The sequence below is a fragment of the Pseudomonas sp. PK-RTE-24 genome (assembly GCF_054052265.1).
This window is the reverse complement of the sequence record NZ_CM133224.1, coordinates 2244054-2269914: the sequence shown is the minus strand read 5'-3', so window position 1 is coordinate 2269914 and position 25861 is coordinate 2244054. Positions and strand designations below refer to the sequence as shown.

The following is a 25861-nucleotide window of genomic DNA, read 5'->3' as shown; positions in this document are numbered from 1 at the left end:
ACCATTAAAGGATTAATACGTGTCGAAACTCATCGTCCCTGCGACCCATATCGCCCACGTTCGCGCACTTGAAGTTACCCCCATCGACGTCTCGGCGAATCCCCATGCGCCGCCCACCCATATGCGCAATCAGACGCAGGCGCCTGACATTGATCCGTCGCTTCGCAAAACCCTCAAAGCCCTGGACAAGCATCTGGGCCTGCTACGCATCGGTGAGATCATGATCAGTCGGGTCGAATTGCAAGCGCTGGGGGCGACCATTGACGGTCAACCGGTCAGTGCGGCGAACGCCCACATCAAGAGCGTGGATCAGGCATTTCTCGACGGACTCAATTTTCAATCGGCGCAGGTGCAGTCGCGCTTGCAGGCCGTGGATTTCCCCGACAATGACATGGCGGCAATGCTGTTTTACGAAATTGCCTGCAAGCGCTCGGTGGATGCCGGCCCACTGTTCATCAGTGATACGCCGCTGGTTTCCGGCAGCGCCATGGATCGCCTCAACAAGCTGGGCAAGGCTGCGCAAAAGCTGGAAATCCACCGTGCGGACGCGTTTGAAAACGCACCGGGCTGGATCAACAAGAGCAAAAGCTATTTGATGAGCGGCGCGGGAGTCGGCATGCAAGCCTTCGGCATCTACAGCAGCTACATGGCGCTGACCGATGCGATCAAGAAAGGCGAGGCACTGGAAATGCTGTACTACGGCGGATCCATCGCTGCAGAACTCGGCTCGCTGATCATCGAGCAGGGCCTGACCAGAACAGGCCAGGCGATGCTGACTCAGGGCAGCAACGTGCTGAGGGGTTTTGCGCTGACCTCAATCGGCAAATACATGAGCCGTGGTGCGGGACTGTTCGCCAGCGCGATTACCTTGCCGTTCGACATCGTTGACGCGATCAAATCCTTCAACGCCGCCGCCGCAACATCGGGCAAACAAGCTCAGGATCATTATTTCAGCGGTGCCCTGAGTGTAGCGGGCGCGGGTATCAGCCTGGTGCTGGGCGTCGCCGCGCTGGCCGGCTTCGGCAGCGTTGCCGGCCCGCTCGGCCTTGCGGCCGCTGCGCTGCTCATCGGCGGATCGATGATTTATCAGGCCGCCAGGGTCGTCGACGATATCGACGACTACATCGAACTGACGACACTCGAGCGTCTGCGCTCGGGATGGTTCGCCTTCACCGGCAAGGAACTGGACACCGAGGTGATGGATCGCTTCAAACTGTCCAGGCTTTACAGTGACTATGGAAAACAGCTCGAACTGTCGGCGAAAGACATGCTGGCCGGTGCTTACAAGGACTCCATCGCACAGGTAGTCAATGGCGCGTTTCGCGCTGAACTGCGCCCTGTCGAACTGTGGCGTTACCAGTGGGACGAAAGCGCCGGGCAGTTGCCGTTCAGACTCGACAGCCAGGCGGTGATCGTCGGCGGCGACGATGCAGTCGACGCAAGCCTCGGATTACCCGACAACCTCAAAGGCATGGTCAGCGGCAGCCCAGGCGAAGGCAAAGGCGTGTTCTGGCGCCTGGGTGATGGCAACGACCGCGTGGTTGGCGTCAAGGCGCGGCCCAACCTCTTCACCTACCGCGACGGCCATAAGGCACTGACGGGCGGCGACACAAATGATGCGTTCTACCAGGAAGTCTCTGATCAGGAACTGGATCGATCGAGCAAACCGCCGCACATCAATGTGCTGGATGGCGGCTCGGGCAACGACCTGGTTGCGTTCGAAGGCGTCCGCCCGATTACCGACACGCGTTACATCGGTCACGACGTCAACCTGCAAACCGGCAAGGTCTCACTTCGCGGCCCGGACTCTGCGAACGACACCCTCGAAGTCGCCCATCTGACCTCCATTGAAAACGTTGCGACCTTGCGCAAAGGCACGAGCACTATCACGGGCAATGAACAGCCCAACCAGATTTCCGCCAACGGTTACGACCGCATCAGCGCCGGCGACGGCAACGACACGATCGCAATCTCTGGTACCGAGTGCACGGTGGAGGGCGGCGGCGGCGAAGATCGCTATTACATCGCCGACACCAATGCACGTACAACGATCATCGAGTGTGGCGACCATTCGAGCCTGATCGAATTCGGCTGGCCGATGGCAGTCATTCAACGCTGGCAAATCATCGGCACCTCACTGGTGGTCAATTCTTTGCGCGGCAGGGACGGCAGCGACCCCGACCATGTGCTGACCCTCGAAAACGTTTACCAGACGGTCAACGGTCAGCGCCAATTGAACAATGCTCGGTGGGTGTTCCGCACTCTCGATGGCTATGAACTGCGCGCGCAACTGCCCACTCGACCTGGTGAAGCATTGAGTCAGGACATCGAGGTTGCCGTCACTGTCAGCGGACGGCCAGCACCCGCCCCGGCAATCGTCAACGGTGGCACGGTGGCGCTGGACGGTCAGGGCGTGCAGCGCCACTTCGTCGCACGTACCGAGCACAGGGTCGAATTCGTCGCCACAGGCAACGCTACCGGCGCCCGCACCATTTACCTGGATTACCAGGACAGCGAGATCGTCGACGTGGTGGTCAGCTATGGCGTGGAATTGCGCCAGGGTGTTTCGGGCAATACGCACCTGACCTACAACAACATCAGCCTGTCGATTCTGCTGCCATCCAAGGTGCTGGCCTTCAAAGGCGTGATCCAGACGATTGCCGCCGCAACGGGCTACAGTGGCCAAAACAGCCTGAAAGTCACGACACCGCTTCTGGCCCGGGACATCGTGCTGGTCATGCAGGATGACGTTTCATACCGCGTGCAGGTGCCCGCGTTCGATTACCGGGACGACGCCAGAAATCCCGGCATCCGTGTGCTCAGCTCGCGGAGCTGGTTGAAGCGGCGCAACGGAAAATATCCATTCATCCGTCCGCTGGTCAGCGAGAAACCATCACTGGGCGCCCAGAACAGCAAAGTGGTCATCGAATCGCGGCCGCACACCGGGATTTATCTGCTCGAAGGCAAAAGCGCGACTTACGACGTCTATCTCGCCAGCAACAGCATCCTGCGTCTGGCCACACCGGGCGCTGCGGCAAAAACGGCCAATGCATCGAGATGGAATCTGTTCACCCGTACCCTGACAGAAACCGTCACGCGCGCCGACATTCAGCTCCAGGGCAACCGCCTGCGCATTGCCAGCGTCACGGTGGAGTTGCCGGACATCTTGGATGACACTCCGGTGGAGTGCATCGGTGTGGTGACGTCAGCCGGCAACATTTATGAAGTGTCGCTGTTGTTTGAGGTGTTGCAGCTGTATGTGATCGATGCTCGTGGCTACGCCAGTGTCGAGGCATTGCTGACGGATATCGACAAGCACAAACAGCGCCACGAACTGGCCGCGCGGGTCTACGTCACCCACATCGGCTACAAACCCGAGACAGCGGGCACGCTGGTTTACAACTCGGTGAGCAATCAATGGCGCCTGCTCAATGATCTGCAAGAGCGCGTCGACCGCGAAGGTCTGTTCATCCCGGTCAACATGAGCTGACGGTGCGCTGCCGGTTTCAACATCGTGTCAGGGTGGGCCTGCGCTGATCTTCGTTTGCGCCTTGAGTCATGCGTTCTGCAAGTGAAACTAGGCGAACAGTTCGCCCTGCAACTCGTCGAGTAATGCCTGGATCGCATCCAGCCGTTGCTGAGGGTCGTCGAGTTGCAGCAGATCGATCTTGTCTTCTTCGGCGAACGGCAACAGGTAGGCAAGCTGATTGGCCAGTGACTGTTGACCGGCGGCTTCAGTGCCCATGTCCAACGCTTCGACCATCGGGTGTTCGGCCAGCGCCTTGAGCAGCGCGACCAGATCGGCGTCCTCGTCCTGCAACGGTTGCTCGGGCTCATCGTCCAGCCATTCGACGTCGGCCAGAATCAGTTGGTCGCGCTGCACTTCGGTGCGCAACACCGTGAAACGCCGCCCGCCCTGGACACGAATGCCGAGCAGGCCGTTGTCCTGTTGCTGGAAATCGGTGATCCGCGCTTCGCAGCCAACCAACGCAAAACCTTCTGGTGCCACACCGACTTCGTTGCCCTCCAGAATGCACACCACACCGAAACCGACGCCCTGTTTCATGCAGCGGCCGATCATGTCGAGGTAGCGCGCCTCGAAGATCTGCAGATCGAGGTTGCAGCCGGGGAACAGCACCGTGTTCAGCGGAAAAAGCGGCAGACTCATAGACATTTCCTTACACCACCATCGACACCGCCAACGGCAGGAACACCGCCGTGGCCACACCCATCAGACTCATTGCCAGCGCGGCGAACGCGCCGCACTCATCGTTTTCCTGCATCGCCACCGCCGTGCCGACCGCATGAGCGGTCATGCCCAGCGCCATGCCGCGCGCTTCGGGGCTGTGCACGCCGAGGCGGGTCAGCAGCGCCGGGCCGAAGATCGCGCCGATGACCCCGGTGATCAATACAAACACCGCTGCCAGCGCCGCCACACCGCCGATCTGCTCGGCAACCAGCATGGCGATCGGCGACGTCACCGATTTAGGCGCCATGGTCATCAGGATCATGTGATCGGCACCGAACCACCAGCCCAGCGCCACGCCCATGCCCGTTGCGACCACCCCGCCTATCACCAGAGTAGTAAAAATCGGCCAGAACAATTGCCGGATGCGGCGCAGATTCAGGTAGAGCGGCACCGCCAGCGCCACCGTGGCCGGCCCCAGCAGAATGCTGAGGATTTCGGTGCTCTTGCGGTACTCCGCGTAAGTCAGGCCGCAGCCGACCAGCACACCGATCACCAACAACATGGAGACCAGCACCGGTTGCAGAAAGATCCAGCGGGTTTTCTCGAACGCCGCCAGCACCAGTTGATAGGCACCGAGGGTGATGCCAATGCCGAACAGCGGATGGTGAATCACCGACGCCCACGCGCCTTGCCAGTCGAACAGCATCAGGATTCCTCCGCCGGCGGCGCGTGACGTTTGACCAGCCGCTGCATGAGCACGCCGGCAAAGGCCATCGACAGGATCAGCGAGACCACCAGCGCGCCGACGATCGCCCAGAAGTCGGCGGCAATCGCCGTGGCATACACCATCACGCCCACCGCTGGCGGCACCAGCAGCAACGGCAGATAACGCAGCAGGCTGCCCGCCGCCTGATTCAGCGGCTCGCCGACTTCACCGCGAATGATCAGGAACACCAGCAACAGCAGCAGCCCGATGATCGGCCCCGGCAATATCGGCAACAGCAAATGATTGAGCGCCGTGCCGAGCAGTTGGAACAGCACCAGCAGGGTCAGGCCACGTAACAACATCTGACATCTCCGTCTTCTATTTCACCCAGCAGGGGCTCGGCATTATAAGCATGCCGGCGCTATGGACCGGCATTCGCCAAAAGCATGGTCGGTTGACCTGAGCAAATCGCCATGATGATCTACAGTGGTTCGCAGGCCGGTCAAATCCGCCCCCTGAAAAACTATAAAACCGATGAACCCAAGGAGAGTCTCAATGCCCTATGTTCCCGTTGCAGAGCTCAAAGATTATGTCGGCAAGGAACTTGGACGTTCCGAATGGCTCACCATCGATCAGGAGCGCATCAACCTGTTCGCCGAAGCCACCGGTGATTTTCAGTTCATTCACGTCGATCCGGTCAAGGCCGCGCAAACCCCGTTTGGCAGCACGATTGCCCATGGTTTCCTGTCGCTGTCGCTGATGCCGAAATTGATGGAAGACATCCTCGTGCTGCCCGAAGGCGTGAAGATGGTCGTCAACTATGGCCTGGACAGCGTGCGTTTCATCCAGCCGGTCAAGGTCAACTCGAAAGTCCGACTGAAGGTCGACATGGTCGAAGTCACCGAGAAAAAACCCGGCCAGTGGTTGCTCAAGGCTACCGCGACACTGGAGATAGAAGGCTCGGACAAACCGGCCTACATCGCCGAGCCGCTGTCACTCTGCTTCGTCTGATCATCCCGGATGCGAAGCAGCGCACGCTGTTTCGCGTCACGTCTGTATATATGCGACGCATAGCTGCGGCATACTCGGTCGCCTAATTGCCCGGATCCCGCTATGCGCTCAATCGCTCGACTTGCACCCCTTGCCCTGACCCTGATGCTCACCGCTTGCGGCGACGGCGAATCGCTGTTGCCGCCGGATGCGCGCCTGCCCGATGGCGGTCGCTATCGCGGTGAACTGGTCGACGGCTTGCTGCAAGGTCAGGGCCGCGTCGACTACCCCAACGGCAGCTGGTACGCCGGGGAGTTCGACAAGGGTCAGTGGCACGGGCAGGGCGAATGGCATGGCAGCAACGGCGAGGTCTATCGCGGCCAGTTCCAGCAAGGGCTGTTTGATGGTCAGGGCAGCCTGAGCACCAATGCCAGCAGTTACACCGGTGGCTTCAAGCAGGGCCGGCGCGATGGCGAAGGCACGCTGAAAGAAAACGGCATGACCTATCGCGGCGAGTTCAAGGCTGACCAGTATTCCGGCCTCGGCCGACTGGAAATGGACGACGGCAGCTCCTATCAAGGCCAGTTCGCCCACGGCAAACCCAACGGCGAAGGCCAGCGCGGCGATGCCAGCGGCAATTCGTTCAGCGGGCATTTCGTCAACGGCCAACTGGAAGGCAACGGCACCTACAATAGCGCCGACGGCGATATCTACGTCGGCGGTTTCAAGAACAATCAACTGCACGGCAAGGGCCGCTACGAGAACGCCGACGGCGACGTCTGGCTCGGCCAGTTCAAGGAAGGCGCGCTGACCGGCAAGGGCGAATTGATCGGCGCGGATGGCAGCCATTACATCGGTGTGTTCAATGACTGGCGCTTCACCGGCCAGGGCCGTTTGAACCTCGCCGATGGCAGCTTCTACATCGGCGGCTTCGACAACGACAGCTATTCAGGACGCGGCACTCTGGTGCTGACCGATGGCAGCGTGCTCAGTGGCACCTGGATCAACGGCCAACGCGTGCGCGACGCCGACGGCAAATTGCTCCCCGACACCCTCGAACTCGGTTTGCTCGCCCAAGGCCGGTTGCTGAACGACGCACTGGCGGCGATTCCCGCTTCGACTCCGGCAGTCGAGTTGTACACCCTGACCCTTGGCGGCGACGGCAAGCAAAGCGTGTTCCTGCGTGAATCAGACTACGTCGCCAACATGCTCAACACGCGCTTCGGCGCCTTCGGCCAGATCCGTCTGGTCAATCATCGCGATCATCTCGGCGACCGGCCGATGGCCACCCGCGAAAATCTGCGCCGCGCCGCGCAAGCCCTTGCCGAACGCAGCGGGCCGGAAGATCTGCTGTTCATTTATCTGACCAGCCACGGCACCGCCGAGCATGAACTGGTGCTCGATCAGCCGCGCATGGAACTGGCCGATCTGCCGGCCGATGAACTCGCCGCCGTGCTCGCGCCGCTGAAGCATCGCGACAAGGTCATCGTGATTTCCTCATGCTATTCCGGCGGTTTCATCCCGGCGCTGAAAGACGAACGCACGCTGATCATGACTGCCTCGCGCGCCGATCGGGTGTCGTTCGGTTGCTCGGAAGAAGCCAACTTCACTTATTTCGGCGATGCGCTGTTTGCCCAGGCACTGAACCAGACCGACGACCTTGAGCAGGCATTCAAACTGGCCAAGGCCACCGTTGCCGAACGCGAGCTGGCCGACGGTTTCGAAGCCTCGGAGCCGCAGATCTGGGCGCCGAAAACCGTACTGTCGCACTGGCAACTGCTACGAAAACAGCAAGCACGCAAAGCTTTGCAAAGCAGCGCATTGAACGACGCGGCGAAAAAAGGCAACTAAGCTGAACAGTATCAAGGGAGAGACACTATGTACTTGACGCCTCAGCACGTATTGCTTGCCGGAGCCACCGGACTGACCGGTGAACATCTGCTCGACCGTTTGCTCAACGAGCCAACGATTACCCGTGTCCTCGCCCCTTCACGCCGGCCGCTGGCCGAGCATCCGCATCTGGAAAACCCGGTCGGTGACCCGCAGGCGTTTCTGCCGCAGCTCAGTGGCCGGGTCGATATCGCCTACTGCTGCCTCGGTACCACGATCAAACAGGCCGGCTCCGAAGAAGCCTTTCGCGCAGTGGATCTGGACATGGTCGTGGCGTTCGCCAAGCGCGCCCGGGAGATGGGCGCGCGGCACCTGATCGTGATCAGTGCGATTGGCGCCGATCCGAATTCCTCGGTGTTCTACAACCGGGTCAAGGGTGAAATGGAACAGGCGCTGCGCGCGCAGAACTGGCCGCAACTGACCATTTGCCGACCTTCGCTGTTACTCGGCGAACGCACCGAACCGCGTCTGGTCGAGCAACTGGCCGGGCCGTTGTCGAAGCTGATTCCGGGCAAATACCACGGCATCGAAGCGTGCCAGTTGGCGCGAGCGATGTGGCGCCTGGCGCTGGAAGAACAGGATGGCGTGCGGGTGATTGAATCGGATGAGCTGCGCAAGTTAGGCAAATAATGCCGGGACTTTGTGGTGAGGGGATTTATCCCCGTTCGGCTGCGCAGCAGTCGTCGCTTTTACAATTTTTTTGGGGGGGCGCTTCGCACCCCAGCGGGGATAAATCCCCTCGCCACAGAGGTTGTGCGACCCCCTACAATCCACCAGTCGCCTGAAAGCCCACGCCAATCACGGTGAGCAACGACAACGGCAACAACAGCGTATCGAGCAGCGCACTGGCCGGCAGGTCCACGCCCGGATAGCTCGGCGCTTCGGCACCGAACCGGTCCATCGCACAGCAGCCGCCGTTCAACGCATACAAATCCAGCCGCGTCCCGGCGTACACCACCGGTGCGCCGGGTTTGGCTGCATCCAGCGTGCGCACGGTAGCGCATCCAGCCAATTGCAGCGCCAGCACAATCAACAGCAGCTTACTCATCGCTGCTCAGGTGATGCTCGCCCCAGCGCGGCAGCATGTCTTGAGGGATGCCGAGCAGGTTGAGAATCCGCGCCACAACGAAGTCGATCAGATCATCGATGGTCTGCGGCTGGTGATAGAAGCCCGGCGAGGCCGGCAGAATCGTCACGCCCATATTCGACAGTTTGAGCATGTGCTCCAGATGAATGCTCGAGTACGGCGCCTCGCGCGGCACCAGAATCAACTGACGGCGCTCTTTCAGGGTGACGTCCGCCGCGCGTTCGATCAGGTTGTTGCAGGCGCCGGTGGCAATCGCCGACAGCGTGCCGGTCGAACACGGCACCACCACCATGGCTGCCGGCGCGCCGGAGCCGGAGGCTACCGGCGACATCCAGTCTTCCTTGCCGTACACGCGAATCTGCCCGGCAGCGGCGCCGGTGTATTCGGTCAGAAACGCCTGCATCATCTGCGGTTTGTTCGGCAGGGACACGTCGGTCTCGGTGGCCATCACCAGTTGCGCGGCCTTGGAGATCAGGAAGTGCACTTCGCGATCCTCGCGCACCAGGCAATCGAGCAGGCGCAAGCCGTACTGCGCGCCCGAAGCACCGGTCATCGCCAGGGTGATGCGTTCCGGGCCGCCGGCCTGGGAAAAAGTGTTCATTGCAGTGCCTCGGCGAGCTTGCCGTGCAGGCCGCCGAAGCCGCCGTTGCTCATGATCACCACGTGCGTGCCGGGCTGCGCCTGGCTCTTCACGCGTTCGATGATGCCTTCCAGGGAATCGCTGACGATTGACGGCACGGTGCACAGGGCAGCGGTCGCGCCAAGGTCCCAGCCGAGGTTGGCCGGGGCATACCAGATCACTTGGTCGGCATCGACCACGCTGTCCGGCAGACCGTCACGGTGGGCGCCGAGCTTCATCGAATTGGAGCGCGGCTCGATGATCGCAATCAGCGGCGCGTCGCCGATGCGTTTGCGCAGGCCGTCGAGGGTGGTAGCAATGGCGGTCGGGTGATGGGCAAAGTCGTCGTAAATGGTGATGCCGCGCACCTCGGCGACTTTCTCCATGCGTCGTTTGACGTTCTTGAACGCGCTCAACCCGGCGATGCCCATGGACGGCACCACGCCAACATGACGCGCGGCGGCCAGAGCAGCCAAGGCGTTGGCGACGTTGTGTTGACCGGTCAATTCCCACTCGACGGTGCCCTGGGACACGCCTTCGAACATCACTTCGAACGCCGAGCCGTCCTCGCTCAGTAGTTTGACCTGCCACTGACCGCCAGCGCCGGTGGTTTGCACCGGCGTCCAGCAGCCCATTTCGATCACGCGCTGCAACGCTGGTTCGGTGGTCGGGTGGATGACCAGCCCTTCGCTCGGAATGGTGCGCACCAAATGGTGGAACTGACGCTCGATCGCTGGCAGATCAGGGAAGATGTCGGCGTGATCGAATTCAAGGTTGTTCAGAATTGCCGTGCGTGGACGGTAGTGGACGAACTTCGAGCGCTTGTCGAAGAAGGCGCTGTCGTATTCGTCAGCCTCGATCACAAAAAACGGCGTACCGCCCAGGCGCGCCGACACCGAGAAATTCTGCGGCACGCCGCCGATGAGGAAACCCGGGCTCATGCCGGCATGCTCCAGCACCCAGGCGAGCATGCTGCTGGTAGTGGTCTTGCCGTGCGTACCGGCCACGGCCAGCACCCAGCGCCCTTGCAGCACGTGGTCAGCCAGCCACTGCGGGCCGGAGACGTATGGCAGGCCTTTGTTCAGCACATATTCCACCGCCGGGTTGCCACGGGACATGGCATTGCCGATCACCACCAGATCCGGCGCCGGATCGAGTTGCGCCGGGTCATAACCCTGCGTCAGCTGAATGCCCTGGGCCTCGAGCTGTGTGCTCATCGGCGGATAGACGTTGGCGTCGGAGCCGGTGACGTGATGGCCCAGCTCTTTGGCCAACACCGCCATCGAGCCCATGAAAGTCCCGCAGATACCCAGAATATGAATGTGCATAGTCGACCTCGTAAAACATGGCCGCAGGTTAGCGTAGGGAGGGGGAAATGGCACTCTTTAGCTGAAGGATGGAGACGGGTTGGCGGCTACATCTGCGCACGGCTTCAGACCGCAGCCCCTCACCCCAGCCCTCTCCCGAGGGAGAGGGAGCCGATCTCGGTCGCTTTCAAATTTTTAGTTCGGCTCGATATTTCAGGTCGGCGTAAATCGCCAAAACACCTCGGTCAGTCCCCTCTCCCTCTGGGAGAGGGTTAGGGTGAGGGCTTTCAGCTGACACGCCGCTCAATTCCGTGTTTACGCAGTTTTCTATAAAGGGTGTTGCGGCTTACGCCCAGTTGCTGCGCTGTATGGGTCATGTGCCAGCGCGTCTGCTCCAGCGCATTGAGCAATGCAAGACGCTCGGCGTCGTCCAGTGGCTGGGCGGCGATCTGCGCCGCCACAACCGCCGGCCGCGCCTGCCGAATCATCACCGGCAAATCCTCAACGCCGACCCGCCCGCCATCACACAACGCCGCCAGGGTGCGCAGGACATTGCGCAACTGCCGCACATTGCCCGGCCAGTTGAATGCCAACAACGCCTGCCGCGCCGGTTCGTCGATCAGAATCGTTTCGCCCCCTGCCTCCTCGGCCAGGAGAAAATCCAGCAACTGCGATTTATCACTGCGCTCACGCAATGCCGGCAACGCCACTTCCAGCCCGTTCAAGCGGTAATACAGGTCTTCACGGAAACTGCCGTCCTCGACTCGTTCGAGCAAATTGCGGTGCGTCGCACTGATGATGCGCACGTCCACCGCTTGCGGTTCACCGCCAATCGGCACCACTTGCCGATCTTCCAGCACCCGCAGCAAACGCGTCTGCAACGCCAGTGGCATGTCGCCGATTTCGTCGAGGAACAAAGTGCCGCCATCGGCCTGTTGCAGCTTGCCGCGCATGCCGTCCTTGCGTGCGCCGGTGAAGCTGCCGCCGCGATAGCCGAACAGTTCGCTCTCGATCAGGCTTTCCGGAATGGCCGCGCAATTGAGTGCGACAAAGGCGTTGCCGGAGCGCTGGCTGGCCTGATGCACTGCCTTGGCAAACGCTTCCTTGCCCGAGCCGGTTTCGCCGTTGATCAACAGCGGCACGTCGCGCTCGAACACGCGCAGGGCTTTGCGAAACTCCGCCTGCAACGCTTCGTCGCCGAGGCAAATGCCGGACAGGCGGGGCGCTGGAGCAGTGATTGGCGTTGGAACAATGGCAGTAGGTTTGCGCGATTCACCGCGCAACACGGCAAATAGATGCCGGCCATCACGGGTGCGCAGCGGCCAACTGGCGCTGGCGTTGGCACTCGCGCGACCAAGCAGGTCATCCAGCGAACAATCGAAAAACGCTTCCACCGATTTACCGAGCAAACCGCCGCGAATATGCCCGAGCAGGTTCAGCGCACTCTGGTTGACTGCGCTGATCCGCCCTTCGCCGTCAAACGCCAGCAGCCCTTCACTGAACAGGCCGACGGACTCGGCCTGCAGATGAAAACGCAGCAACCATTGATTGTCGAAACAGCGCAGGAAGTAGCAGCTCTCGATCATCTTCGCCGACAGATTGACCAGCGCCATGGTGTGGAACTGGCTTTGCCGTGAAACGTCCGGCCGCGCCGAGGACACGTCGAGTACCGCCAGCAATTCTCCGTGCGGATCGAACACCGGGCTCGCCGAACAGGTCAGCCCGGTGTGGCGGCCGCGAAAATGCTCGTCCTGATGAATGGTCAGCGCCTGACGCTCGACCAGGCAGGTACCGATGCCGTTGGTGCCTTCGCAGGCTTCGCTCCAGTCAGCGCCGAGCCAGAGACCGGCGCGCTCGAAAATCTTCCGTTCGGCCGGCGCGGTCACGCAATTGAGGATCACACCGCGCGCGTCAGTCAGCAGCACCGCATGGCCGGCGCCGGACAGTTGCTGATGCAGGCTGCTCATCTCGGTGCCGGCGATTTGCAGCACTTGCTGCAGACGTTCGCGACTTTCCAGCACTCGGCCATGCTCGAGCACGGTCGGCGCGATGGTCACAGAAGGATCGAGGTGATAGTCCTCAAGGCAACGCAGCCACGAACGGGCGATCGATGGATCGGCGCCGGGGCCGTGCAGGTGCGGCTTGCCCTGGGTGACGGTGAGAACCTGGCGGGCATGGCGACTCAAATGGTTGTCGTGCATTTCTTATTGTTCTCCCCGAGAGGTCGACGCAATCCCGTGTAGGAGCTGCCGCAGGCTGCGATCTTTTGATCTTCAAAAACAAAATCAAAAGATCGCAGCCTTCGGCAGCTCCTAGCGGATTGCTGTTGGCTGAGGATCCCTCAGCCAACAGCGCATTGCAATGCTGGCAAGACCGTCCGGTCACGGGCTGTGTCGCAAGCGGTACAAATTGTCACGGACGCTGTACCGAAACCGTCACAGCGCCACTCCATTCGTCCGAGACAAACCGGCCAAACCCTTGATTTGCCTGACCTGCACGGCAGTGGCCCGGCCCTTGCTCTACGCTTAAAGCAAGCGCACTTGCGCGTTTCTCTAATAAGTACAAAGCCAAGGAGAACATCATCATGCGTTACGCCCATCCCGGTACCGACGGCGCCAAAGTCTCGTTCAAGAGCAAGTACGGTAACTACATCGGCGGCGAATTCGTCGCGCCGGTCAAAGGTCAGTACTTCACCAATACCTCGCCAGTCAATGGCCAGCCAATCGCCGAATTCCCCCGCTCCACCGCCGAAGACATCGACAAGGCGCTGGACGCTGCCCACGCCGCCGCCGATGCGTGGGGCGCCACTTCCGTGCAGGCACGCTCGCTGATCCTGCTGAAAATCGCCGACCGCATCGAAGAAAACCTCGAACTGCTGGCGATCACCGAAACCTGGGACAACGGTAAAGCCATCCGCGAAACCCTCAACGCCGACATCCCGCTCGCCGCTGACCATTTCCGTTATTTCGCCGGTTGCCTGCGCGCCCAGGAAGGCAGCGCTGCGGAAATCGACGGCAACACCGTGGCCTACCACATCCATGAACCGCTGGGCGTGGTCGGCCAGATCATCCCGTGGAACTTCCCGCTGCTGATGGCGGCGTGGAAGCTCGCGCCAGCGCTGGCCGCCGGTAACTGCGTGGTGCTCAAACCTGCCGAGCAAACCCCGCTGGGCATCTGCGTGCTGATGGAACTGATCGGCGACCTGCTGCCGCCGGGCGTGCTCAACGTCGTGCAAGGCTTCGGTAAAGAGGCCGGCGAAGCACTGGCAACCAGCAAGCGTATCGCCAAGATCGCTTTCACCGGCTCGACCCCGGTCGGCTCGCACATCATGAAATGCGCAGCGGAAAACATCATTCCGTCGACCGTGGAACTGGGCGGCAAGTCGCCGAACATATTCTTCGAAGACATCATGCAGGCCGAGCCGAGCTTCATCGAAAAAGCCGCCGAAGGCCTGGTGCTGGCGTTCTTCAACCAGGGCGAAGTGTGCACCTGCCCTTCCCGCGCGCTGGTGCAGGAATCGATCTACGACGAATTCATGCAGGCAGTGATGAAGAAAGTCAGCCAGATCAAACGTGGCGACCCGCTGGACACCGACACCATGGTCGGCGCCCAGGCATCGGAGCAGCAATTCGATAAGATCCTCTCGTACCTGGAAATCGCCAAGGGCGAAGGTGCGGAACTGCTGACCGGCGGCAAGGTGGAAAAACTCGAGGGCAGCCTGGCCACCGGTTATTACATCCAGCCGACCCTGCTCAAGGGCACCAACAAGATGCGCGTGTTCCAGGAAGAAATCTTCGGCCCGGTGGTGAGCATCACCACCTTCAAGGACGAAGCCGAAGCCCTGGCGATTGCCAACGACACCGAGTTCGGCCTCGGCGCCGGCCTGTGGACCCGCGACATCAACCGCGCCTACCGCATGGGCCGGGCGATCAAGGCCGGTCGCGTGTGGACCAACTGCTATCACCTGTACCCGGCGCACGCCGCGTTCGGCGGTTACAAGAAGTCCGGCGTCGGGCGTGAAACCCACAAGATGATGCTCGACCATTATCAGCAGACCAAGAACCTGCTGGTGAGCTACGACATCAATCCGTTGGGATTCTTCTGATCCTGCGATGCTGATCGTTCCCACGCTCTGCGTGGGAATGCAGCCCGGGACGCTCCGCGTTCCTTCAAAGCCGAACGCGGAGCGTCCGTTGATACATTCCTATGCTGCGCGTGGGAACGATCAGGTTCCTGGCTGTAGCCGGGCCAATAAAACAATAAAAATGGTGAACCCTATGCCAAGCGAATCCCCGGCCGGCGCTCCGGCGACCGGCTCCTCCGTCGACTTCGAAAAAGTCGGCACCGATTACTTCCAACAACGCGAACTGAAAAAAGGCGCCGCCGGCTGGGTCCTGCTGGTGGGCCTCGGCGTCGCCTATGTGATTTCCGGCGACTACGCCGGCTGGAACTTCGGCCTCGCCCAAGGTGGCTGGGGCGGGATGTTTCTCGCCACGCTGCTGATGGCGACCATGTACCTGTGCATGTGTTTTTCCCTGGCCGAATTGTCGTCGATGATTCCCACCGCTGGCGGCGGCTACGGTTTCGCCCGCAGTGCGTTCGGGCCGTGGGGCGGGTTTCTCACCGGCACCGCGATCCTCATCGAGTACGCCATCGCCCCCGCCGCCATCGCGGTGTTCATCGGCGCCTACTGCGAGTCGCTGTTCGGTATTGGCGGCTGGATGATCTATCTGGCGTTCTACATCATCTTCATCGCCATCCACATTTTCGGGGTCGGCGAAGCGCTCAAGCTGATGTTCATCATTACCGCCGTCGCCGCGCTGGCGCTGGGGGTGTTTCTGGTGGCGATGGTGCCGCACTTCGACGTCGCCAATCTGCTCGACATCCCGGTGACCACTGCGGTCGGTGCCAGTCCGTTTCTGCCGTTCGGCTATGTCGGCGTGTGGGCGGCGATTCCCTATGCGATCTGGTTTTTCCTCGCCGTCGAAGGCGTGCCGCTGGCCGCCGAAGAAACCAAAAACCCCAAGCGCGATCTGCCGCGTGGCCTGATCGGGGCGATGCTGGTGCTGCTGATGTTTGCCCTGCTGATTCTGATCGTCGGCCCTGGCGGCGCTGGTGCGAATTCGCTGCTGACGTCGGGTAACCCGCTGGTCGAAGCACTGAGCAAGGCCTACGGTGGCTCGACCTGGATGGGCAGCTTCGTCAATCTCGTCGGTCTGGCCGGGCTGATCGCCAGTTTCTTCTCGATCATCTACGCCTACTCGCGCCAGATCTTCGCGCTGTCGCGGGCCGGTTACCTGCCGCGCAAACTGTCGCAGACCAACAAGAGCAAGGCACCGGTGCTGGCTCTGGTGATTCCCGGCATCATCGGCTTTGGTCTGTCGCTGACCGGCCAGGGCGATTTGCTGATTCTGGTCGCGGTGTTCGGCGCGACCATTTCCTATGTGCTGATGATGGCCGCACACATCACCCTGCGTATCCGGCGCCCCAAAATGGACCGGCCGTATCGCACGCCGGGCGGCATTTTCACCTCGGGTGTGGCGCTGGTATTGGCGTGCATCGCCGTGGTGGCGGGTTTCCTCGTCGATCCACGGGTGGTGATCGGCGCCGCGATCATCTATGGAGTGTTAATTGCTTACTTTGCTTTCTACAGTCGGCATCACTTGGTAGCAGGCACGCCGGAAGAAGAATTCGCGGCGATTCAAAAAGCTGAACAAGCCTTGCACTGATTGTCGAAAACCACGGCGCAGACGCATTCTGCGCCGTCACGGAGAACGCTGAATGGCCAGTTTTGCTCACACGGTCGGCGCGCAGACTTACCGCTTCGACAGCCTCAAAGACGTCATGGCCAAGGCCAGCCCCGCCCGCTCGGGGGATTTTCTCGCCGAGATCGCCGCGCTCAACGACGGCGAACGGGTGGCCGCGCAAATGGCCCTGGCGGACATCCCGCTCACGCACTTCCTGCAGGAAGCGCTGATTCCCTACGAAGCCGATGAAGTCACCCGGCTGATCATCGACACCCACGACAAACAAGCCTTCGCCGTGGTCAGTCACCTCACCGTTGGCGGCTTTCGCGACTGGCTGCTCAGTGATGCGGCGGACGAAACCAGCCTGCGCGCCCTCGCCCCCGGTTTGACCCCGGAAATGGTCGCCGCCGTGTCGAAGATCATGCGTGTACAGGATCTGGTGCTGGTCGCGCAGAAAATCCGCGTGGTCACCCAATTTCGCGGCACCCTCGGTTTGCGCGGGCGCCTGTCGACCCGCCTGCAACCCAACCACCCGACTGACGAGCCGTCCGGCATCGCCGCGAGCATTCTCGACGGCCTGCTCTACGGCAACGGCGATGCGATGATCGGGGTCAACCCGGCCACCGACAGCATCGCTTCGATCTGCGCGATGCTGGAGATGCTCGACGCGATCATCCAGCGCTATGACATCCCGACCCAAGCCTGCGTGCTGACCCACGTCACCACCTCGATCGAGGCGATCAACCGTGGCGTGCCGCTGGATCTGGTCTTCCAGTCGATTGCCGGCACTGAAGCGGCCAACGCCAGTTTCGGCATCAACCTCAACGTGTTGCAAGAAGGCTACGACGCCGGGCTCAGTCTCAAGCGCGGCACCCTCGGGCAGAACCTGATGTATTTCGAAACCGGTCAGGGCAGCGCGCTGTCGGCCAACGCCCACCACGGCGTCGATCAACAGACTTGCGAGACACGGGCCTACGCCGTGGCGCGACATTTCAAGCCATTCCTGGTGAACACCGTCGTAGGATTTATCGGCCCGGAGTACCTCTACAACGGCAAGCAGATCATCCGCGCCGGCCTTGAAGATCACTTCTGCGGCAAGCTGCTCGGCGTGCCGATGGGCTGCGACATCTGCTACACCAACCACGCCGAAGCCGACCAGGACGACATGGATACCCTGCTGACGTTGCTCGGCGTCGCCGGGATCAACTTCATCATGGGCATCCCCGGCTCCGACGACATCATGCTCAATTACCAGACCACTTCGTTTCACGACGCCTTGTACGCCCGCCAGACCCTGGGCCTGAAACCGGCGCCGGAGTTCGAGCAATGGCTGGCCAACATGGGCATCTTCACCCAGGCGGACGGCAAGGTTCGCTTCGGCAACAACCTGCCGCCGGCCTTCCGCCAGGCCTTGGCGCACTTGGGATAAGTCTTATGGAAAAACCACCGGTCGATCCGCAAAACCCCTGGCTGGAACTGCGCCGCCTGACCCCGGCGCGGATTGCCCTGGGCCGAACCGGCACCAGTCTGCCGACGCGGGCGCAGCTGGATTTTCAGTTTGCCCACGCCCAAGCCCGTGATGCCGTGCATCTGGCCTTCGATCACAGCGAAATCAGCGCACAACTGAGCGACCGCGGGCGGGAAACCCTGGCGCTGCAAAGCGCCGCGCCGGACCGACACACCTATCTGCAACGCCCGGACCTGGGGCGCAAGCTCAGCGATGAATCGGCGCAGACCTTGCGCGACTACGCCAGCCAACATCCAGGCGGCGTCGATCTGGTGCTTGTCGTCGCTGATGGCCTGTCGGCACTGGCGGTGCATCGCCACACCCTGCCGTTCCTGACGCGCCTGGAAGAGCAGATGAGCGGCGACGGCTGGTCCGTGGCACCGGTGGTGCTGGTGGAACAGGGCCGAGTGGCCATCGGAGACGAAATCGGCCAGTTGCTCGGGGCGAAAATGGTGGTGATGCTGATCGGCGAGCGCCCGGGCCTGAGTTCGCCGGACAGCCTCGGGCTGTATTTCACCTACGCGCCAAAGGTCGGCCTCACCGACGCCTATCGCAATTGCATTTCCAATGTCCGGCTTGAAGGTTTGAGCTACGGCATGGCGGCGCATCGCTTGCTGTATCTGATGCGCGAGGCGTGTCGGCGGCAGCTGTCGGGGGTCAATCTGAAGGATGAAGCTCAGTTGCACACATTGGAGGCGGACGACGCTGTCGACATGAAAGGCAACTTCCTGCTCGATCCACCGCCAGCCTGAACCGTTTCCGCATTGCCTTTCTGCGCTGCTTTCAGGCAGGATCGACGCACGGCCGCCCGGGTTTCCCATCGCCGTCAGAGCAGTTGAAGACAGCCACTTGAAGACGAGACCTATCATGCGGATTATTCAAGCGACCCTCGAACATCTGGATTTGCTGACTCCTTTGTTCGTCAAATATCGCGAGTTCTACGGCTCCCTGCCTTACCCGGATTCCTCCCGCGCGTTCCTCGAAAAGCGCTTGCGCCGCAAAGAGTCGGTAATCTATCTGGCCCTGGCCGACGATGACGACAAGAAACTCATGGGTTTCTGCCAGCTCTATCCGAGCTTCTCTTCGTTGTCGCTCAAACGCGTGTGGATTCTCAACGATATCTACGTTGCTGAAGACGCGCGCCGGCAACTGGTCGCCGACAATCTGATCCGTACCGCGAAGAAAATGGCCAAGGAAACCCAAGCCGTGCGCATGCGCGTCTCGACCAGCGCGAACAACGAAGTGGCGCAGAAAACCTACGAATCGATCGGCTTCAAGGAAGACACCGAGTTCAAGAACTACGTACTGCCGATCAGCGACGAGCTCTGACTCCAACGGCTTCGGTGATGAGGGAGTTCGCTCCCTCGCCACGGCCACCTTTTCCCTGACAATTGCTCACTTCGCGACACTCCCCGCTACAAAACCGACGCGCTTTTCATCGCTCAGACCGTATAATCCCGATCTTTCCGGCTTGTAAGAAAAACTACACCCCGCTGTAGGCTTACACGAAGTCATCCGCACAGGCCTGCCGAGTCGGGCCGTCATACAGGTGCCCCCATGGATTTCAACCCGCTCGACCTTATCCTGCATCTCGATGTGTATCTCGATTTGCTGGTGAACAACTATGGGCCATGGATCTACGCCATCCTGTTTATGGTGATCTTCTGTGAAACCGGGCTCGTGGTGATGCCGTTCCTGCCGGGTGACTCGCTGCTGTTCATCGCTGGCGCAGTGGCGGCCGGCGGCGGCATGGATCCGGTGCTGCTCGGTGGCCTGCTGATGCTGGCGGCGATCATGGGCGACAGTACCAACTACGTGATAGGACGCACGGCCGGGGAGAAGCTGTTCAGCAACCCGAACTCGAAAATCTTCCGTCGCGATTACCTGCAAAAAACCCACGACTTCTACGACAAGCACGGCGGCAAGACCGTGACCATGGCGCGTTTCCTGCCGATCATCCGCACCTTCGCGCCGTTCGTCGCCGGTGTCGCGCGGATGCCGTACCCGCGTTTCTTCGGCTTCAGCGTGCTCGGCACCATCCTCTGGGTCGGCGGTCTCGTCACTCTGGGTTACTTCTTCGGCAACGTGCCGTTCATCAAGAAAAACCTCTCGCTGCTGGTGGTGGCAATCATCCTGCTGTCGCTGGTACCGATGATCATCGGCGTGGTGCGCAGCCGGTTCGGCGGCACCAAAGTGCAATCGCACTGATCCGATGTGGTCACTGAGCGCCTGGCGACGCCGGCGCCTCCTGGCCAGGCACCCGATTGCCGACGACCTGTGGCAACGGGTGCGCCATCAACTCTCCTTCCTCGATGGCATCAGCGCTGCTGAAGACCAGTGGTTGCGCGAAGCCTGCGTGCTGTTTCTCGACGACAAACACCTGACCGCCCTGCCCGGTGTCGAACTGCATCAGGAGCAACGCCTGCTGCTCGCCGCCCAGGCGCAGTTGCCGTTGCTGCACCTCGGCGATCTGAACTGGTACCAGGGTTTCCACGAGATCGTGCTGTACCCGGATGACTTCCTCAGCCCGCAACGCCATCGCGATGCCAGCGGCGTCGAGCATGAGTGGGACGGCGAACACAGCGGTGAAGCCTGGCAGCAGGGGCCGGTGATTCTCGCCTGGCCCGGCGTACAGGCCAGCGGTGGCTGGGAAGGCTACAACCTGGTGATCCACGAACTGGCGCACAAGCTCGATATGCTCAACGGCGACGCCAACGGCCTGCCGCCACTGCACGCCGACATGCGCGTCAGCGACTGGGCCAAAGTGATGCAGGCCGCTTACGACGACCTCAACCGCCAACTCGACCACGATCCAGACGCCGAAACCGCCATCGATCCCTACGCCGCCGAGAACCCGGCAGAGTTCTTCGCCGTCGCCAGCGAATACTTCTTCAGCGCCCCGGATCTGCTCCACGAGGCTTATCCACAGGTCTACTTGCAACTGCAGCTTTTCTACCGGCAGGATCCGTTGGGCAGACTGCGGCAACTTCAGGCCACAGACCCGGTCTATCAGGCGCACGACTGAGCTCTGCACGACTTCTGGTACGTGGCGTCGGCGTAGGAATGTGCCTATAATCGCCGCCACTTTTTGGTCAATCCGGCCAAGTGTTTTTGGTCAACTACGGGGGCAACGCCCAATGAGCTACAGCAAGATTCCGGCTGGCAAAGACCTGCCGAACGACATCTACGTCGCGATCGAGATCCCGGCCAACCACGCGCCGATCAAATACGAAATCGACAAAGACAGCGATTGCCTGTTCGTTGACCGTTTCATGGCCACCCCAATGTTCTACCCGGCCAACTACGGTTACATCCCGAACACCCTGGCTGACGACGGTGATCCCCTCGACGTGCTGGTCGTAACCCCTTACCCGGTTGCTCCAGGCTCGGTAATCCGCGCCCGTCCGGTCGGCATCCTGAACATGACCGACGACGGCGGCGGCGATGCCAAAGTCATCGCCGTGCCACACGACAAGCTGTCGCAGCTGTACGTCGATGTGAAGGAATACACCGACCTGCCACCCCTGCTGATCCAGCAGATCGAGCACTTCTTCGCGAACTACAAGGATCTCGAGAAGGGCAAGTGGGTCAAGATCGAAGGCTGGGCCGGTGCAGACGCCGCCCGCGAAGCGATCACCAAGTCGGTTGCCGCCTACAAGGGCTAAGCAATTGCGCCTTGCGTGACGCTTGAAAAAACCCCGGATTTCCGGGGTTTTTTGTTATTGGCGTCTGCATAATCGACTCGGTTGTTCAGGTCTATGTAACTCGAAATACACCTTGGTCGGCCCCCTCTCCCTCCGGGAGAGGGTGGGGGTGAGGGGCTCTTGAAAAAGCCCGACTAAACAAACCGTTTAAATTCCTACATGCAGTTTTAATCTGTTTAATTTCCCACAAGTACGTCTTACATCCCGTCGCAAAATACAGGCTTTTTTTGAACGCCCGGTTTATTCAAACCGCTCTAGTCCGGCCGTAGACTCCGTGTTTATGAGAAAGAACACTAGCGGTCCACGATTCAAGGCACTCCTGGAAGCAGCGAACATCAGCACCACGGATTTCGCAAGGTTCTGGGGCACGGAAGCCCAAAACGTTCATAACTGGTACACCCGGGGCGTCCCGGCGTATCGCATGGAAGAAGTCTCACGCCTGTTGTCGGTCAATAGTGAATGGCTGAAAACCGGGGAAGGCGTCAAGGAGGTCGCGCGCCTGCACCCACCCGCCAGCAATGGCGACACGTTCGATGCCCAGGCCATCTGCGGCGTCTACACCGTCATCAACCCCAGCGACATCGACCTGGCATTTTTCAAGGAAACCCCGATCGCCAACGGCGACGGTAAAACCCACGTCATCCTCGACCCCGACCAATCCCTGCGCCTGCCCCGCGCCCACCTCGATCAACTCGACATCCAGCACGCCAACGCCATCTGCGCGCACATGATCGGCAACAGCATGGCCGATCGCATCGAAGACGGCTCCATCGTCGCCATCGACCGCGGCCTGACCCAGGTCGTCGACGGCGAAATCTACGCCGTAGAGCACGACGGCATGCTGCGCATCAAATACCTGCACCGCATGCCCGGCAACGGCCTGCGCATGCGCAGCCACAACAGCGCCGAATACCCCGACGAGGTCTTCCGGCCAGCGCAGATCGAAGAGCAGCGGATTCATATTCTTGGCTGGGTGTTCTGGTGGTCGACACTGGGCAAGCGCCGGCCGGTGGTGCCGTTTCTATGACATTTCACTCGAACCTGTGGGAGCGAGCTTGCCCGCGAAAAGGCCCTGACAACCGGTACAAATCTCGAGTTTGTACCGTTTCAGTCGCTCTAAACCGCACTTGAGGCTGGGAATCCAGAGCAAAACTCAGTATCCTGCGCCCCACATTCGCGCATCGACCCGCCCAGCGGCTCGGATGACGCCCGACGCGGCAGACCAACGTCTGACCAAGTCCCACAGCCGGACGCAGATCCGGATGTACGTTTTGAAGGCTGGCGCGGTTTACCAAAAATAAACCAAGCCAGTCCCCGAGAAGCCGGCCACAAGCCGGCTTTTTAATGCCTGCAACAAACCATATCCATTGCTGAAATTGCATTCCAGCTTGTATAGCGCCCAATGCACTGGTTACCGTCCCGCCAAATATCGCAGGAAACACCAAATGCCCAAAACCTCATTCCCCATTGAGGACGCGCTGAAGCGCGCCGCCGAACGAGGCGAGCCGCCTGCCGAAGATAAGTTGGCCAGTGAAGAAGATGACGAACTTGCCGCCATCGTTCACGAGCGCCTCGCCGCTCCTCAGCGAATGCAGGTCAGTCTGGCTGATCTGTAAGCTGTTCGAGCGCCCAGCTACAGTTGCTGAATTTGTCCAACAACCCGTTGGACAAATTCCCCTCACGGATAACTGAACGACTTCACCAGCGTCAATTCCCCCGCCGTCCGCATCGGCACTACAAACGTCTCCATCTTTTCGCTCGGCGTGCCTTCTTCAGTAATCACCGTCACCTGCGCCGTGGTCAGCGCCTGCACCGCTTCATCCCCACCTTCGTCATCCCCGCGATATCCGCCGCCGTAATAATTCACATACACCAGATACTGCCCCTTGATCGGCGTGGGCATGGCGGCGATTTCCGGGCCGTAGCCGGTGGTGACGTCGACGTCGAGGGCGGCGCCGTTGGCGGCGCTGCGGTTGCCGTACCAGATGTGGGCGCCGTCGGGGGTGATCAGGTGCAGGTCGAGGTCGGTGCCGTCGCTGTCCCAGGCCAGCAACACGCGCAATTTGGCCGGTGTGACGCCGCCGCGGGCGTTGAGGAATTGCGTGCGGTGGCGTTGCTGGCCGTCGGCGCTGCGCACTTCGACGCTGTTGCTGCCATTGGGGAAGGAGAACGGGCGATCGAAGCCGCCGGCGGGGTCGATTTTCAGCGGCATGCTGACGCCGTTGACGATCAGGCGCCCGGGTTCATTGTTTTTCGGCGCGGCTTTGATCTGGCCGCTGATTCTCGCGGTATTGGCCTGGCCAAGCGGTGTGTTGACCGACGAGGCCGGGTAGTTGACGGTCTGGCGAAAGCTCTCGCCCTCGCCTTGCGGTGCGCCGCTGCGCCAGCCGCCGACCGGGGTGTCGAGTTTGACGCCATCGGCGGCGAACGCTTGCGGCAGCACGTTGAGGGCACAGAGCAGCAGCAAGACCTGTGGATAACGGAGTGTCATGGTCTATTCCAGCAAAAGGTGACGGGCGAGCCCTTCGATGTAGGTTTCATCCTGGCCGTTGGGGTGTGCTTCGAAGGCCAGGTGCAGATATTCGTGGGTCAGATCGAGGCGATCCTGCAGGCTCAGCACGCCGCGCACGTATATGCGCTGGCGTTCGCGGTCGACGAAGGGCCGGCCGAAGGCGAGTTTGCACACGGCGAAAGTGCTGACTTCGTTGTAGCCGGTTTCGCTTTCGAGCCTCGGACGCCAGCTGCGTCGCTGCTTCTGCAGCCAGTCTTGCGCGGCGGGCAATGCTTCGCAGGAGGCGACCGGGTTATCCCAGCGGCTGAGGCTGGCGCGTGGATAGGCGTGCAGCAGAATCGCGTCGTAGCGCTGGCCGGCGTTCGCTTGCTCGACGGCTTGCTGCCAGGCGAGTTTGTCCGGGCCGGGCTGGTCGGAGTGATAGGTGACGGTGCTGCCGGCCAGTACCAGATCCGCCGTCCACGCCGCGATGTTGCGTGACTCGGCCGAGGCTGGACGCGGGGCGACGCGCTGGCGATTGCTGCTGTCGTCAATGCTCAGACAATCGCCGTTGCGCGTGGCGTTTTGCAGCAGATAGGTGCGGATCGCTATGGCGAGGGCCTTGGCGGCTTCGGCCGGCTCAGGTTTGGCTTCGCGCTCCAGCACGCGGGCGACGTACTCTTCGCGATCAAGCCTTGCGACGAGTTTGTCGTTGAGCAGAAACAGTTCGCCATCGCTGTGGATGTCCAGCGCGTTGCCGTTGGCGAATTCGACGCGGTAGTCGCCGCGCAATGGCCCGGACGTGGCGACACGATCCCCGACCAGAACCTTCGAAACCGGATATTTCGAAAACAGCCCGACTTCCACACAACGCCCCGCGTCCGCTGGCCAAGCCGTCGGTAATACGCTGGCCAGCGCCTGACCGTAATGGCGCAGTACCATTTGACTGGTACCGCGCCCACCCGCCCAGATCGGCGCGCCGTCGGCGCTCCAGCCGGCGAATCCACCCTGGCGTGATAGTGCATCCTGGTCGCCGAGCCAGCTCCAGGTTTTCACCCGCAGGCGCCCGCCCAACTCGCCGACGACATTGCCATCCGCCGCGTTCAGCACGACATCGAGCAGCACGCGGCGCGTCTGATCCTGCGCTGGCAGCAATGCCAGAACGCTCAATAACTCGGCAACCGAAACCCTTGTTGCCGGTTGCACGGCTGGCAAATCCAGCAACCATGACGGCGCCTGCCGCGCCTGCCAATACGCTCGCCAATCCGTCGCTGCAATGCCCAACCGCGCCGGTTCGAAATACAGACCGCAGGACTTCACCAGTGCCTGATCCCGCTCGATCTTGCCGCCCGCCGAGCAGCAATAAACTTCTTCTTTGGACTGCCCGCGACATTCATAAGCCGGTTCCCGTGCACCGGTATCCACCAGCCACGCGTAGACGAACAACTTCCACAGACTGCCCAGCGGCGCATCCAGTGACGCTGGCAACGGTTCGCGCTTGATCAGTTGCGTCTGACTCAACGACAACAAATCGCCCTGATAGGCCACGCGCAACGGCTCGTCCTGCGCTGTCGCCAGCGCAGGCATCACACCCATCAGCAGCCACAACAGCGGCCGGCGCATG

The 25861-nt window shown here is 61.2% G+C and carries 23 protein-coding genes; 14 read left to right on the top strand and 9 right to left on the bottom strand.

Features of this window, described 5'->3' with window-relative positions; genetic code table 11:
• Positions 1-19 precede the first annotated feature (19 nt).
• The gene (locus tag ACV8MC_RS10130; RefSeq protein WP_457265164.1) at positions 20-3490 is read left to right on the top strand and encodes a calcium-binding protein; all 3471 of its coding nucleotides are present in this window, start codon (positions 20-22) and stop codon (positions 3488-3490) included.
• A gap of 87 nt (positions 3491-3577) precedes the next feature.
• Here the strand turns inward: ACV8MC_RS10130 and ACV8MC_RS10125 are convergent, their stop codons facing one another.
• Genes ACV8MC_RS10125 through ACV8MC_RS10115 form a run of 3 tightly spaced genes read right to left on the bottom strand, consistent with a single transcriptional unit; the run spans position 3578 to position 5257 of the window.
• Positions 3578-4168, bottom strand: a complete 591-nt coding sequence (locus tag ACV8MC_RS10125; RefSeq protein WP_457265163.1) for an LON peptidase substrate-binding domain-containing protein — start codon at positions 4166-4168, stop codon at positions 3578-3580.
• A gap of 10 nt (positions 4169-4178) precedes the next feature.
• Entirely contained in the window at positions 4179-4895 is a 717-nt protein-coding gene (locus ACV8MC_RS10120) for an LrgB family protein (RefSeq protein ID WP_016773013.1), read from the bottom strand.
• On the bottom strand, positions 4895-5257 hold the full coding sequence (locus tag ACV8MC_RS10115; protein ID WP_016773012.1) for a CidA/LrgA family protein: 363 nt from the start codon (positions 5255-5257) through the stop codon (positions 4895-4897). Before ACV8MC_RS10115 ends, ACV8MC_RS10120 begins: the two co-directional genes overlap by 1 nt.
• Before the next feature lie 193 nt (positions 5258-5450).
• Here ACV8MC_RS10115 and ACV8MC_RS10110 point away from each other — a divergent pair, with 193 nt between their 5' ends.
• The 3 genes from ACV8MC_RS10110 to ACV8MC_RS10100 all read left to right on the top strand — a co-directional run bounded on the left by ACV8MC_RS10110 (position 5451) and on the right by ACV8MC_RS10100 (position 8405).
• A complete protein-coding gene (locus ACV8MC_RS10110) occupies positions 5451-5906 on the top strand; it encodes a MaoC family dehydratase (protein ID WP_016773011.1) in 456 nt (151 codons plus the stop codon).
• Positions 5907-6008: 102 nt separating this feature from the next.
• Positions 6009-7736, top strand: a complete 1728-nt coding sequence (locus tag ACV8MC_RS10105; protein WP_336342515.1) for a C13 family peptidase — start codon at positions 6009-6011, stop codon at positions 7734-7736.
• Between the two features lie 27 nt (positions 7737-7763).
• Entirely contained in the window at positions 7764-8405 is a 642-nt protein-coding gene (locus ACV8MC_RS10100; RefSeq protein ID WP_016773010.1) for an oxidoreductase, read from the top strand.
• Between the two features lie 133 nt (positions 8406-8538).
• Here ACV8MC_RS10100 and ACV8MC_RS10095 read toward each other — a convergent pair whose 3' ends face one another.
• From ACV8MC_RS10095 to ACV8MC_RS10080, 4 genes are all read right to left on the bottom strand, one after another.
• Positions 8539-8823, bottom strand: coding sequence for a YceK/YidQ family lipoprotein (locus ACV8MC_RS10095; RefSeq protein ID WP_122603834.1), 285 nt, complete (start codon positions 8821-8823; stop codon positions 8539-8541).
• Entirely contained in the window at positions 8816-9463 is a 648-nt protein-coding gene (ubiX, locus tag ACV8MC_RS10090; protein WP_110646092.1) for a flavin prenyltransferase UbiX, read from the bottom strand. The genes ACV8MC_RS10095 and ubiX overlap by 8 nt, the downstream gene beginning before the upstream one ends.
• Positions 9460-10809: a UDP-N-acetylmuramate:L-alanyl-gamma-D-glutamyl-meso-diaminopimelate ligase gene (gene mpl / locus ACV8MC_RS10085; protein WP_016773007.1), complete on the bottom strand. Its 1350-nt coding sequence runs from the start codon at positions 10807-10809 to the stop codon at positions 9460-9462. The genes ubiX and mpl overlap by 4 nt, the downstream gene beginning before the upstream one ends.
• Before the next feature lie 266 nt (positions 10810-11075).
• Positions 11076-12989 (bottom strand): sigma-54-dependent Fis family transcriptional regulator, encoded by a 1914-nt coding sequence (locus tag ACV8MC_RS10080; RefSeq protein ID WP_252868350.1) that lies wholly within the window; start codon positions 12987-12989, stop codon positions 11076-11078.
• A gap of 383 nt (positions 12990-13372) precedes the next feature.
• Here ACV8MC_RS10080 and exaC point away from each other — a divergent pair, with 383 nt between their 5' ends.
• The 10 genes from exaC (at position 13373) to ACV8MC_RS10030 (ending at position 23362) form a co-directional block, all read left to right on the top strand.
• The gene (exaC, locus tag ACV8MC_RS10075) at positions 13373-14893 is read left to right on the top strand and encodes an acetaldehyde dehydrogenase ExaC (protein ID WP_024014465.1); all 1521 of its coding nucleotides are present in this window, start codon (positions 13373-13375) and stop codon (positions 14891-14893) included.
• Positions 14894-15065: 172 nt separating this feature from the next.
• A complete protein-coding gene (gene eat / locus ACV8MC_RS10070) occupies positions 15066-16517 on the top strand; it encodes an ethanolamine permease (RefSeq protein WP_024014466.1) in 1452 nt (483 codons plus the stop codon).
• Positions 16518-16569: 52 nt separating this feature from the next.
• The gene (locus ACV8MC_RS10065) at positions 16570-17964 is read left to right on the top strand and encodes an ethanolamine ammonia-lyase subunit EutB (protein WP_039761855.1); all 1395 of its coding nucleotides are present in this window, start codon (positions 16570-16572) and stop codon (positions 17962-17964) included.
• A gap of 5 nt (positions 17965-17969) precedes the next feature.
• Positions 17970-18794: an ethanolamine ammonia-lyase subunit EutC gene (eutC, locus tag ACV8MC_RS10060; protein WP_406227581.1), complete on the top strand. Its 825-nt coding sequence runs from the start codon at positions 17970-17972 to the stop codon at positions 18792-18794.
• 115 nt (positions 18795-18909) lie between these two features.
• Positions 18910-19371, top strand: a complete 462-nt coding sequence (locus tag ACV8MC_RS10055; protein ID WP_016773002.1) for a GNAT family N-acetyltransferase — start codon at positions 18910-18912, stop codon at positions 19369-19371.
• A 228-nt stretch (positions 19372-19599) separates the two neighbouring features.
• Positions 19600-20250 carry a DedA family protein gene (locus tag ACV8MC_RS10050; protein WP_095181915.1) on the top strand — a complete coding sequence of 217 codons (651 nt, stop codon included), beginning with the start codon at positions 19600-19602 and terminating at the stop codon, positions 20248-20250.
• A 4-nt stretch (positions 20251-20254) separates the two neighbouring features.
• Positions 20255-21067, top strand: a complete 813-nt coding sequence (locus tag ACV8MC_RS10045; protein WP_056790687.1) for a M90 family metallopeptidase — start codon at positions 20255-20257, stop codon at positions 21065-21067.
• Between the two features lie 112 nt (positions 21068-21179).
• Positions 21180-21707, top strand: a complete 528-nt coding sequence (gene ppa / locus ACV8MC_RS10040) for an inorganic diphosphatase (RefSeq protein WP_003205933.1) — start codon at positions 21180-21182, stop codon at positions 21705-21707.
• A 319-nt stretch (positions 21708-22026) separates the two neighbouring features.
• Entirely contained in the window at positions 22027-22773 is a 747-nt protein-coding gene (locus ACV8MC_RS10035; protein ID WP_041477707.1) for a S24 family peptidase, read from the top strand.
• Between the two features lie 418 nt (positions 22774-23191).
• Positions 23192-23362 (top strand): hypothetical protein, encoded by a 171-nt coding sequence (locus ACV8MC_RS10030; protein ID WP_016772997.1) that lies wholly within the window; start codon positions 23192-23194, stop codon positions 23360-23362.
• 62 nt (positions 23363-23424) lie between these two features.
• Here ACV8MC_RS10030 and ACV8MC_RS10025 read toward each other — a convergent pair whose 3' ends face one another.
• Both ACV8MC_RS10025 and ACV8MC_RS10020 read right to left on the bottom strand, forming a co-directional pair.
• The gene (locus ACV8MC_RS10025; protein WP_457265155.1) at positions 23425-24237 is read right to left on the bottom strand and encodes a YfaP family protein; all 813 of its coding nucleotides are present in this window, start codon (positions 24235-24237) and stop codon (positions 23425-23427) included.
• Between the two features lie 3 nt (positions 24238-24240).
• Complete coding sequence (locus tag ACV8MC_RS10020) at positions 24241-25860, bottom strand: DUF2300 domain-containing protein (RefSeq protein ID WP_457265153.1); 1620 nt, start codon at positions 25858-25860, stop codon at positions 24241-24243.
• Position 25861 lies beyond the last annotated feature (1 nt).